Annotated in this window: 12 protein-coding genes; 5 read left to right on the forward strand and 7 right to left on the reverse strand. The window is 66.7% G+C overall.

The genetic code is table 11. The features are described from left to right. Positions 1-87: 87 nt before the first annotated feature. The 3 genes from ACWETB_RS02795 to ACWETB_RS02805 all read right to left on the reverse strand — a co-directional run bounded on the left by ACWETB_RS02795 (position 88) and on the right by ACWETB_RS02805 (position 3,305). Entirely contained in the window at positions 88-2,046 is a 1,959-nt protein-coding gene (locus tag ACWETB_RS02795) for a YhgE/Pip family protein (protein ID WP_452209137.1), read from the reverse strand. A 2-nt stretch (positions 2,047-2,048) separates the two neighbouring features. Beyond that, the gene (locus ACWETB_RS02800) at positions 2,049-2,825 is read right to left on the reverse strand and encodes an ATP-binding cassette domain-containing protein (RefSeq protein WP_449742421.1); all 777 of its coding nucleotides are present in this window, start codon (positions 2,823-2,825) and stop codon (positions 2,049-2,051) included. A 132-nt stretch (positions 2,826-2,957) separates the two neighbouring features. Next, entirely contained in the window at positions 2,958-3,305 is a 348-nt protein-coding gene (locus tag ACWETB_RS02805; protein ID WP_452209139.1) for a hypothetical protein, read from the reverse strand. 513 nt (positions 3,306-3,818) lie between these two features. On the opposite strand from ACWETB_RS02805, the gene ACWETB_RS02810 reads away from it, so the two are divergent. Beyond that, the gene (locus tag ACWETB_RS02810) at positions 3,819-4,043 is read left to right on the forward strand and encodes a hypothetical protein (protein WP_348810077.1); all 225 of its coding nucleotides are present in this window, start codon (positions 3,819-3,821) and stop codon (positions 4,041-4,043) included. A gap of 4 nt (positions 4,044-4,047) precedes the next feature. On the opposite strand, the gene ACWETB_RS02815 is transcribed toward ACWETB_RS02810, so the two are convergent. Both ACWETB_RS02815 and ACWETB_RS02820 read right to left on the reverse strand, forming a co-directional pair. Beyond that, positions 4,048-5,697, reverse strand: a complete 1,650-nt coding sequence (locus tag ACWETB_RS02815) for an ABC transporter permease (RefSeq protein ID WP_452209141.1) — start codon at positions 5,695-5,697, stop codon at positions 4,048-4,050. 5 nt (positions 5,698-5,702) lie between these two features. Continuing rightward, positions 5,703-6,608, reverse strand: coding sequence for an ABC transporter ATP-binding protein (locus ACWETB_RS02820; RefSeq protein ID WP_452209143.1), 906 nt, complete (start codon positions 6,606-6,608; stop codon positions 5,703-5,705). A 108-nt stretch (positions 6,609-6,716) separates the two neighbouring features. Here ACWETB_RS02820 and ACWETB_RS02825 point away from each other — a divergent pair, with 108 nt between their 5' ends. The 4 genes from ACWETB_RS02825 (at position 6,717) to ACWETB_RS02840 (ending at position 10,506) form a co-directional block, all read left to right on the forward strand. Then, positions 6,717-7,274, forward strand: a complete 558-nt coding sequence (locus tag ACWETB_RS02825) for a hypothetical protein (RefSeq protein ID WP_452209145.1) — start codon at positions 6,717-6,719, stop codon at positions 7,272-7,274. Positions 7,275-7,312: 38 nt separating this feature from the next. Further along, complete coding sequence (gene serC, locus ACWETB_RS02830) at positions 7,313-8,455, forward strand: phosphoserine transaminase (protein ID WP_449741969.1); 1,143 nt, start codon at positions 7,313-7,315, stop codon at positions 8,453-8,455. 143 nt (positions 8,456-8,598) lie between these two features. Next, positions 8,599-9,696 (forward strand): septation protein SepH, encoded by a 1,098-nt coding sequence (gene sepH, locus ACWETB_RS02835; RefSeq protein ID WP_452209148.1) that lies wholly within the window; start codon positions 8,599-8,601, stop codon positions 9,694-9,696. Positions 9,697-9,705: 9 nt separating this feature from the next. Then, positions 9,706-10,506: a DUF6928 family protein gene (locus tag ACWETB_RS02840; protein WP_452209150.1), complete on the forward strand. Its 801-nt coding sequence runs from the start codon at positions 9,706-9,708 to the stop codon at positions 10,504-10,506. 20 nt (positions 10,507-10,526) lie between these two features. Here the strand turns inward: ACWETB_RS02840 and ACWETB_RS02845 are convergent, their stop codons facing one another. Both ACWETB_RS02845 and ACWETB_RS02850 read right to left on the reverse strand, forming a co-directional pair. Next, positions 10,527-10,898 (reverse strand): DUF2537 domain-containing protein, encoded by a 372-nt coding sequence (locus ACWETB_RS02845; RefSeq protein ID WP_449741972.1) that lies wholly within the window; start codon positions 10,896-10,898, stop codon positions 10,527-10,529. Beyond that, positions 10,895-11,734 (reverse strand): TrmH family RNA methyltransferase, encoded by an 840-nt coding sequence (locus ACWETB_RS02850; RefSeq protein ID WP_449742422.1) that lies wholly within the window; start codon positions 11,732-11,734, stop codon positions 10,895-10,897. The genes ACWETB_RS02845 and ACWETB_RS02850 overlap by 4 nt, the downstream gene beginning before the upstream one ends. Between the last annotated feature and the right edge of the window lie 41 nt (positions 11,735-11,775).

Consider the following 11,775-nt stretch of genomic DNA (forward strand, 5'->3'; position numbering starts at 1 on the left):
CTTTCCTTCCAGATATGGGGTCAGACGTGTCGAGCGGGTCGATGGTCGGATGTCGGACAGTGATCGGTCGTGTCGTCGCGGACCTCCCTATACCTCGACCGGCGGATAGAGGCGATCCATGTTGTATTGCCTGTTTCTTCGCGCGGCCAGTGTGGAGATCGCGAGGAAGACGACGGTCATCGAGATCACGACGAGCAGCGCCCACCAGAATCTGTCATCGACCCCGCCCACCGTCAGCTGTCTCAAACCGGTGACGGTGTAGGTCATCGGATCCACCCAGTGGATGTATTGGAACGGTTTGGTGGTGGTGGGCACCGGATAGATTCCACCCGCCGAGGTCAACATGATCATCAGGAAGGCAAGCGTCACCACACGTCCCACCGCGACGTCGAAGACGGCGTTGAACATCTGGATCATCGCCTGGAACATCGCAACCATCAGCAACATGAAGGCGAACGTCGCTATCGGATGCGTCGGCCGCAGACCGATGGCGAACACGACCACCAGGTAGAGGATGCTCGCCTGCAGGAACCCGACGAAGAAGGCCGGCGCATAGGAGGCCAGCACCACACGGAACGAGTTGAGTCCCTGGGCGATCGGGCGCGGTTGCAGTGGCTTGAAGAGCATCCACACGATGATCGATCCGACGAACAGGGCGAGGCCGAAGAAGAACGGCGTGAACCCGGTGCCGAAGGTCTTGGCCTCGTTGAGGGTGACCTCCTTGAGCGCCACCGGTTGTCCCAGGGTCTTCGCCAGGGCATCTTTCTGCTCCTGCGACCAGGACGGCACCGCCTTGACCCCCTCGTCGACACCGGTCGCGAGTTGTTGTGTGCCGGTGGCCAATTGCGTGGTGCCGTCCGCGAGTTGGTTGGCGCCGTCGCTCAGCTCCACCAGTCCGGTGCTCAGTTGGTTTGCGCCGGAACTGAGTTCCCCGGCCGCAGCCCGCGCCGCCTGTACGTCACTGCGCAACTGACCGCTCTGGAACAGATCGAGTGCGGTGCGCAAGGTGCTCTGCGGATTGGATAACTGGGCGTTGAGCACGTTGGCGTCGGTCCGCACCTGTGCCAGTTGTGTCGTCGCGTCGGGTCCGAGCCCCTGGGTACTGACAAAGCTCTGCACGGGCGCCAGCGCATTCGCCAGGGCCGCCGCGTTGGGGTCGCCGCTCTGGCGCAACTGGTTGATCACCGAGGTGAGCGCGGTCGAGGCCTGCGACTGGGTCGAGGCCGCACTGTTGAGAGCATCGGTTGCCGCAGTGGTGTTGGATGCCAGCCGGTTGGTGAGCGCACCCAGTTCGGCGGGACTCAGCCCGCCCTGTCCGTTGAGGGCATTGAGCAACGGGGTGGTCGCCGAGTCGACGGCCGTGTTGAGTTCGCCGAGGCCGCCGGCGAGTTCGGCGGCACCGTTCTTCGCCGTCACCAGATTGGTCGAGAGCTCATGGGCGCCGGTGTTGGCCTGCTTCATACCGGTGTTGAGCTGGTTGACGCCGCTCTGCACCTGCTTGAGCTTGGGCAGCAACTTGGTGACGTCGTTGAGGACGATGTCGAAGGTCTGCTGCCCCACCTGCGCGCCGACCTGCTCGACGACCTGCAGCGCGGCGTCCTGACCCATCACCGTCGCGAGGTAGTTGGTCGCATCGTTGTAGGTGAAGATGAGCTGTGCGGAATGCGCATCTCCGCTCGTCGGCGATGCGAGCGACGAACTGAAGTTCTCCGGCAGAGTGATCGAGAAGTAGTACTTGCCGTCGGCGACGCCGCGGGCGGCCTCCTCCTCGGACACGACGTGCAGATCGAGCTGTTTGGAGTCGATCAGCCCCGAGACCACCTGATCGCCCGCCTTGAGTGGTTGCCCCTCGACGGTGGCACCCTGATCGGAGTTGACCAGTGCGACCGGCAACTTGTTCACCGCGTCAAAGGGATTCCAGAACGCCCACAGGTAGAGCGCACCGTACATCAGGGGCATGAGGATGATGACGAGAAGCGCGAGGCGAGGCATGCGACCCCGGTAATACCGTTTGAAATCGCTGCCCGGCGAGAATGCGGCAAGCATGGTCAGATCCGTTCTGAGGGGTCGAGACGGACGAATTCGTCGTCGGTGAGGTTGTCGACGTTGATCACATCGCGCAGCGGCAGATCCTGGAAGCCGCCGTTGACGTCGGCGGTGATCACGGTCTGGTCGCGACCCACTTCGACGAGTCGCTGCAACAATTTGTGGGCGCTGTCGACGCGGGTCAGTCGATCGACCCCGCCCACCACCAGCAGCGGTGGCCGCCGGATGTTGGCCACCGCGATCCGGAACAGTGCAGCGGTCAGCTCCGGAAGTTCCTCGACGTAGGCGTCCATCGACGGCAGTGAGTACTCACCGAAGATCGGGCGGCAGATCCGCTCGAGATCATCCTGCCGGGATTGCGGCACCCACTTGTACCACGGTGCGGCCCAACGGATCTGTTCGGTCACCACATCGTGGACGCGAATGGTCTGCTCGATCTCGTCGACCTCGTCGATGTCGGCGACGGCCGCCTGCGAGAACAGGTGGTGGGCCTTGTTGGTGCGCCCGAACGCAGTGAGGCGCCCCGACGTCGGCTTCATCCGTCCGGCCAGGGTGAGCAACAACGCGGTCCGGCCACGACCACCGGAACCGACCAGCAGCGTGACACCTCCCGGTCGGACGGTGACGTCGACGGGGCCGTAGATGTGGCCCCACGAGGCCTTCACCCCGATACCCTCGGCCACGATGATGGGTTCATCCTGACCCGCGGGTGTGGGGACGTCGGTCCCGAGTGATCGGGTATCGATCGGTCCGGTGACCGCATCGTCCCCTTCGGAGATCGTCACGTCAGTGTCTCCATTTCGGCATGGCGGCCGCGCCGGGCGCTGCTCGCTGATTTTCTGAGATGTACTACTGCTGGGATGTGGCGTCGATTCAGAGCGAGTTCTTAACGGCGACAATGTCTTTCATGATCAGCGGAATGTTCTTGTCCGCGTCGGCGAAGACGGAGAGATCACTGATCGGGAACCGTCGACGAACAGCAAACCCGTTGCGCGCATGGTGAAGTCGAGATAGTTGCTCGCATTGCCCATGAGATGGACGTGGGCATCGGTCATGCCCGGATTGAGGAATCGGCCCCCTCCGTCGATCTCTACGGTGCCGTGACCGGGAGCGTCCCCGACGGGTGAGGTCGACACCGCGCCGATATGTGAACCGTCGACGATGACATCGGCATTCTCGACGAGACCATCACGAATGTCATCGAATACCTTGACGTTGCGGATAACCGTCCGAGCATCGGCCGGCATCGAATTTCCCATGGTCCAAATGATAGACGCGGTGTCACAAAATTGTCCATTTACTCGGGACCTTTGTTCCTATACCCGGACTCATCTCAAATTGAGACATGATGCGGCAATACGGGTCATCGAACTGCCACGATGACGACATTGCCCAGGACCAGTTATCCTGGGATTTCTCCCGTACTCGCACTCCTTGTGAGCACGAGAAAAGGTTCGATCGTGGTGCGGCAGGAATCATCGGGAATTCAGGATTCCCGGTCCTGTCGACCAATACATCGAACCTCTATGAGTGGATCATGACTGCACGCCCCGATTGTTCGGATGTCACAAACTCGTCGGCATCCGGTCCCGATCTTGACGATGCGGCCGGCAACAACCCGACAGCGGAGAGTGACCGGTATGCCAACACGTCCCCGAAATGGTCGGCGCGTGTCACGAAATCGCACCTCCACCTCTCCCGCCGCCGGATAGGGCATGCTGAACTCAGGACACGATGGCCGTGACCCCCCACGATTGGAAGGACCTTCACTCATGTCGAAGAACGTCAAGATCGCCCTCATCGTCCTCGGTTTGGGCCTCGTGATCGCGGTGGCGGTCTTCTTGAAGCGCGAGAAGACCATCGTCGACGCGGCAACCGACAAGATCGCCGACACCATCGACGAACTCGACCCGGCTGCCCGGGCCGCCGTGGTTGCACGGCTGGGTATCGAGGCCAAGGACAAGGCGCTCGAGGTCAAGGACAGCCTCGTCGGCTGACGCTTCACCCCACGTCGCGCCACCGGAACCGAGACCATCCACCGGCCACGATGGCTGCCGATACGAGCGCCATCACCACGATCGGCAGCCATCGCATCGGTTCCACCGGCACGAGCGGCACGTGGGTGAACGGCGAGATGTCGCACACCCACTGGGGCAGCTCAAACATTCCCGACAGCGGGCCGAGGAACAGCGCGGCGACCACGATCGGCCACCCCAGGTGCACCAGCACAGGCCGGAACGCGTACAGGGCGAGGACCAGCGCACCGATGACGAGTGCCGCGGGCAGCAGCACCGCCGCGGTCTGCGCGATGTGCACGGTGGGTGTCACCCAGCCGCCCCCGGCGATGCCGTTGCCGATCACCATGCCCGCGGCGGCGACGGCGATCACGACGACGAGCCCCAGCGCGGCGACCGCGGCGTAGGCCAGGAAGTACCGGCCTCGTGACGTCGGCGTCGCGAGGATCACCTCGGTGCGGGAGCCGGCTTCCTCGGCGCGGAGACGTTCGGCGAGATTGACCACCCAGGCACTCGCGACGACGCCCAGCACCGACAACATCGTGACCGCGAAGACGGTGCCGAGCCCGATGTCACCGGGTTGTGCCGTGAGGACCTGCTGGATGAGGTCGTTTCCCTCGGCGAGCTGTTCCACCGACGGTTGCATGAATCCGACGATGAGCGCGTAGGTCGCCAGTCCGGCCGCCCATGACCGCAGGAGCGGGGCGGATAGGCGCGCGGCGAGTGCCTCCACCGTCGGAATCCGTGCGGTGCCCTCGGGCCCGGCCCGTGGCGCGATGATTCCGCCGCCGAGGTCACGGCGCATCGACACCCAGGCCGCCGATCCGGCACCGAGAACGAGCAGACCCAGCGACGCCATGAACGGCACGAGGTTGTCCGCGCCGAAGGGATCGGCCAGCTCGGCCCAGCCCACCGGCGACACCCACCGCAGCCAGGCCCAGCCTCCCGTCGCGTCGGGGACACCGCGCAGCAGGTAGCCGAGGACCACTATCGCCGATCCGACGAGATTGGCGATGTGACTCGTCGCCGCCACCTGCGCGGTGAGCATCCCCAGCCCGACCGCGGCCAGACCGGTGCCGGCGTACTGCGCAAAAACCACCAGCAACGCCACGCCACCCCCGCCGAACGGGATGAGCACCAACGACATCGCCAGTCCCACAACAACACTGAACGCAGCGGCGACCGTCGCCGCAGCAGCAAGCGGCGCCAGCGGACCGACGACGCCGGCGCGGATGAGCTCGACGCGCCCGAGCTCCTCCTCCTTCCGGGTGCCGCGCACGACCATCAACACGGCGCACACCCCGACCGCGGCGATCATGAACAGCCCGGCGCGCCACACCACCGCCGACGCCGTCGCGTCGAGGTGGATCGTGTCACCGAGCAGGAAGCGGAAGGCGGAGTTGGCGCCGGGGCCGGCGGCGAGTTCGCGGCGTTTCTCCGCCGTCGGGTACGCCGATGCGATCGAGGCCGCGGTCGCGAGGTCCAGGACCACGAAGATGACCACGGTGACCGGGGCAATGATCCGCTCACGCCGGACGGCGAGCCGCAGCAGCAGTCGGTAGCCGCTGAAATGCCTTGCGGTGACCGAGGTTCGGGAGTCGGCCCGGCGTGTGTGCGACGAGGTGGCGGCGGTCATCGGCGTCACACCTCCTCGCCGTAGGCGTGGAGGAACAATTCCTCCAGGCTCGGTGGGGCGACCGACAGCGACCGCACGTCGTGCGACGCGAGCGCCCGCGTCACCGCGGCCAGGCCGGTGTCGTCGACGGTGAAGGTGACCTCGTCGTCGCGAACCGCGAAGTCGTGCACGCCGGCGACATCCGCGAGATCCGTTGCGGTGCCGTCGATCACCGCGGTGACGCGGGAACGGCGCAGATGACGAAGTTCGGTCAGGGTGCCCGCCTGCACCGTCGCGCCATCGCGGATGATGGTCACCGTGTCGCAGAGTTGCTCGACCTCGGCGAGGACGTGGCTCGACATCAGCACGGCCGACCCGGCAGCGGCGCGTTCCCGCACGCACTCGGTGAACTGATGGGTCATCAGGGGATCGAGCCCGGAGGTCGGCTCGTCGAGGATGAGCAGTTCGGCGTCGGCGGCCAAGGCGGCGATCAGCGCGACCTTCTGCCGGTTTCCCTTGGAGTAGGTGGACGCCTTCTTCGTCGGATCGAGTTCGAAACGCTCGATCAGATCGGTCTTCCGCATCCCACTGTCGACGCGGACACCACGCAACGAGAGCAGCACGTCGATGCATTCACCACCGGTCAGCTGCGGCCAGAGGTTGACGTCGCCGGGCACATACGCCAGTCGACGATGGATGGCGACCGCATCGGAGTGCGGGTCGAGGCCGAAGACGCGCACGGTGCCGCCGTCGCGGCGGTACACACCCAGCAGCACCCGGATCGTGGTGGACTTCCCCGAACCATTGGGCCCGAGGAAACCTGCAACCTCACCGGCGCGGACGCGGAGATCCAGGCCGTCGAGCGCCCGGAAATGACCGAAGTGCTTGGTCAGGCCTGCCACGTCGACAATGTGATCGACCGCATCGGTCATGATGTGGTTCCTCTCGGGGCGAGAACGGCGTCGGGCACCGGGTTCGTCGGGCACCGGGTCATCGGTCAGTATTACTGCGAACGGCGCCCCATGGATGAGGAGTCGACAATGAGCGTCACACTGCATTGGATACCGCTGGGCGCGGGTGGTCGGGTCGTGGCCCGATGTGGGCGCGTCTACGAATCGGTCTCCGCCCGGACCCGCCACGAGCGGCCCGCGCAACCGGTGCACGCCGCACTCACCGTCGTCACCGCCGGCTCGCGGTACATCATCGAGCAGGCGCCGGTGTGGGGAGCACCGCCGGGCGATCGTGGTGTGCGGGTCACCGGCCCCGTCGGACTCCGGTTGCTGGGCCGGTCTCGCTATTTCCGGTACGAGATCCGTTGCTGGCGTGACGGTCTCATTCCTGACCTGGCCGCCGAACTGGCGCGGTGCCCGATCCCCGGTGACGACCGCACCGCGCAACGGATCATCGACGCCACGGCGCGGGTACCGGCCTTCACCTGGGGCCGTCGGGCACCCGGCACCACCCAGATGTGGAATTCGAACTCGGTCGCCGCCTGGCTGCTCGTCACCGCAGGCATCGATCCACCGCTCCCACCCGCGGGATGCCACGCACCCGGATGGGACGCGGGCCGCGTGATCGCGCGTTCAGACCAGGGGTGACCCGCAGTGGCCACCGCCACATCCCTAGAATTGCGCCCATGAGCGACGCCGCCACCCCGATCACCATTCCCGCCGACCTGCTGCCCGCCGACGGGCGCTTCGGATGCGGCCCGTCCAAGGTGCGCCCCGAACAGTTGCAGTCCCTCGTCGATGTCGGCGCGTCGGTCTTCGGCACCAGCCACCGCCAGGCGCCGGTGAAGAACGTCGTCGGTTCGGTCCGCGACGGACTCGCCCAACTCTTCTCCCTGCCCGAGGGATATGAGGTCGTGCTGTCCAACGGCGGCACCACCGCTTTCTGGGATGCCGCCGCATTCGGCCTGATCAAGCGCCGCTCGCTGCATTTGACCTATGGCGAGTTCAGCTCCAAGTTCGCCACCGTCGCCAAGAAGGCACCCTTCCTGGACTCCCCCGCGGTCATCTCCACCGATCCGGGTACCGCACCCGACCCGGCCGCCCTGACCGCCGACGACTTCGGTGGCGTCGACCTCATCGGCTGGGCTCACAACGAGACCTCGACCGGCGTGGCGGTCCGGGTGCTGCGGCCCGAGGGCGCTGATGACGCTCTCATCGCGATCGATGCGACCTCCGGCGCCGGCGGACTGCCGGTGAACGCCGCCGACACCGACGTCTACTACTTCGCACCGCAGAAGTGCTTCGCCGCAGACGGCGGGATCTGGCTCGCACTGATGAGCCCGCAGGCCATCGAGCGGATCGAGCGCATCGCTCAGACCGATCGCTGGTGCCCCGAGTTCCTGTCGCTGCCCACCGCGGTGGACAACAGCCGCAAGAACCAGACCTACAACACCCCGGCGCTGGCCACCCTGTTGTTGCTGGACAACCAGATCCAGTGGATGCTCGGCAACGGCGGGCTCGACTGGTGCGTCGCGCGGACCGCCGACTCCAGCTCGCGGCTGTACGACTGGGCCGAAAAGTCGGAATTCGCAACACCTTTCGTCACTGATCCGGCGTTGCGCAGCCAGGTGGTCGGCACCATCGACTTCAGCGACGACGTCGACGCCGCCGCGGTCGCCAAGGCCCTGCGCGCCAACGGGGTGGTCGACACCGAGCCGTACCGGAAGCTCGGGCGCAACCAGCTCCGCATCGGCATGTTCCCGGCGATCGATCCCGACGACATCAGCAAACTGACCGAGAGCATCGACTACGTCGTCGAACACCTCTGAGGACTGATCGGGCGCTGTCAGTGCGCAGGTGAGCGCTGTCAAGCTGAACTGCGAATATCCCGCGTGTCCCGCGGTGTGCGCGTGTCGCGGTGGTCTACCCTGGCTCCAATGCCCGCACTCGTGGTCAACCAGAGGAGGAGCAGATGCGCGAGCTCCGAGTGGTCGGCGTCGGCGCCGACGGCTCCCAGGTCATCTGCCAGGATGCCGAGTCGGGTGAGAAGTTCACGATTGCCGCGGACGAACGGCTGCGAGCCGCCGCACGTGGCGACCTCTCCCGACTCGGTCAGATAGAGATCGAGATGACCAGCACGTTGCGACCTCGCGAGATCCAATCACGGATCCGCGCCGGCGCAACCGTCGCCGAGGTCGCCGCGATCGCCGGGGTCGGCGTCGACAAGATCGAGCGCTTCGCCCATCCCGTGCTGCTCGAACGTTCCCGTGCCGCCGAACTCGCCGGGCAGTCCCACCCGATCCGCCACGACGGTCCGGCTGCGGCCACGCTCGGCGAGGTCGTCGCCGAGTCGTTGGTCGCGTTCGCACAGAACCCGCACGAGGTCTCCTGGGACGCTTGGAAGGGTGAGGACGGCTACTGGGCGGTGCAGGTGTCCTGGCATGTCGGGCACTCCGAGCACCGCGCGCACTGGCGTTACCTGCCCGGTTCGCACGGCGGTACCGCCGAACCCCTCGATGATCTCGCCGAGGAACTCACCCACCCCGAACTCATCGAACCGCGGCGCCGACTCACCCCGGTGGCCGCACCGCCGATCGCGCCCACCGTCGACTTCGACGACACCGGGCGTGAGCAGGTCACCTTTGACGCCGACTCCCTCATCGGCGAACAGACCACCCGGCGCGATCCGCAACGTGCACCGTTCGACCAATTCGGCACCTACGCACTCGACTTCGAGGCGTCGGGTCACGAGGCCGGGACGGGTGAATCCACGGGTCCCGAGGTGTCGCGCGAACCGGAGATCGTCGAGGCAGAGGTCGTCGAGATCGATCACACCGAAATCGACCGCAACGAGACCTACCGCACCGAGACCGATGAGACGGCCGGCGGCAACACCGAGTCCGCGGACACCGCAATCACCCACACCGGCGCCCACGAGGCACCCGAACCGGAACCGGCGCCACCGGCCCCCACCCCGGTGGATGCGCCGCGGCGCCGTAAGTCGCGGAAACCAGCGGTACCCGCCTGGGAGGACGTCCTCCTCGGCGTCCGAAGCCATCCGAACAACTAGAGGGGGACGATGTCGGCGCGCGCTGTCACACTGTGGTTCATCGACACCGACGATCCGGCCGCGATGATCCGCGCCGGCATCGTCAACGACGTCACCGCGGCGGGGCGCCTGGCAACGGCCCTCTATGGCGATGCGACGCTGCTCCCGGTAATCGACACGGATCTGGCTTCGGCGATGACGGCCGACGACTCGCACGTCTATGCCGGCCACTACGGCCCGCTGAGCGTGATCTCCTGCTCACTGTTCGCCACCGAACGGCCGACCGACCTCACCCGCACCATCGCCGGTATCCAGCCCAGCGCGGCTGCGGTCCTGCTCTCCACCGACCCGGAAACCGGTACCGGGACGTTCGCGCGGTGGGAGAACGGGACCTTGAAGCGGTCGTTCTCGGCGACCCCGGTCGACCTCTTCGACGATCAGGGCCTGCCGGAGCCGTTCGAACGGCCCTTCTGGGCCGGTGAGCGCCCGCTTCGCTACGCCGAGGGCGCCGCACCCGATCCCCTCGCGCTGCCGTTCCATCCGCAGCAGATGGCCGAGGACGCCAACCGCGCCTGGCTCGGATTCCGGTTCACCCACCCGCTCGCACCGACCGACACCGATCCGTCACTGATCCCGGTGACCGGTTTCGCGATCCACCCGGCCGACTACCAACCGACGCCCGACGATCTGGCGCGCTATCACTCGGCATCCGCGCGTACCGAACCGACCACCGAGGCCGGACCGGCCGACTTCGATCCCGACACCGGGTTGCCGGTGGAGCCACGTCGTCGTGGTCGACTGGCCCGCTACTTCGGTTTCGGGAAGGACTGACGGGCCGGCTGCCCGGCGGCTCAGCGTCCCAGCACGAACAGCGCCACCGCCGAGCCGATCCCGGCCAACAGACCGGTCAGCGATCCCCAGACGATCCAGCGCCACACCGGGCGGAAGCGGAAGTCCCACAGTGTCCAGCCGATCGCCGGACCGACGATGAACACCGCGACCAATCCTGCCCATCGGGCGAACGATCCGATCAGGGCGTAGAGACCCAGCATCAGCACCGCCCCGAATGCGACACCGAACGCACTGACGATCAGCCCCAGCACCCACGGCGTCGACTCGGTGTGCCGCCAGCCCTCCAGATCGGCGCCGGAACTCGACCCGGCCACGACCCGCTCGGGTTCGCGCGCGTAGATGGTCCATGCGGGTGGCTCGGGTTCGCTCACGCGTCCATCGTGCCCGATCGGGCCCGTTCATAGAAGGCGATGGCCGCGGCCGTGGCCACGTTCAGCGAATCGGTTCCGCGGCTCATCGGGATCCGGGCGGTGCGGGTCGTGGCCTGCATCGTCGCCGCGCTCAGCCCGGGTCCCTCCGCCCCGACCAGGAACGCCACCCGTGGTGCATCGACGACCTCGGCGAGCGGGACGGCCTCGGCATCGGGGGTCAGGGCGACGGTGGTGAAGCCGCGATCGTGGACGATGTCGAGATCGGCAGGCCAGCCATCCACGTGGGCGAACGGAACCAGCAGGACATGTCCCATTGACACCCGCACGCTGCGCCGGTAGAGCGGGTCGGCGCAGCCCGCACCGAAGAGCACCGCGTCGACGCCGAGTCCGGCGGCGTTGCGGAAGATGGCACCGATGTTCTCGTGATCGTTGACGCCCTCGAGGATCACCACGGTCCGTGACGAGGCGAGGACCTCGTCGACGCCGAGTGCCGCGGGCCGCCGCGCCACGCCGAGCACACCGCGGTTGAGGTGGAAGCCGACGATCTGCGCCATCACCTCCGCGCCGACGCGATAGAACGGGACCGGTGCGTCCGGGTCGACGCGGATGTGGCCGACCAGCTCGTCCAGACGTCTACCCACCCCGAGAAAGGCGTGCGGCGCGAACCGGGACGCGATCATCCGCTGCGCGACGAACACGCCCTCGGCGATCACCAGACCGCGGCCCCGGCCACCCCCGGGCATCGCGGGTAGGTCGGGACGGCGGTCGGCCGAACTGAGGTCGCGGAAATCGTCGACACGCGGATCGTCGGGATCCTCGATGTCGACGACACGCACCGGCAGCGGCCCATCGCCGGGTGCACGTACGGAGGTCACGG

The organism is Gordonia sp. NPDC003950, assembly GCF_053605205.1.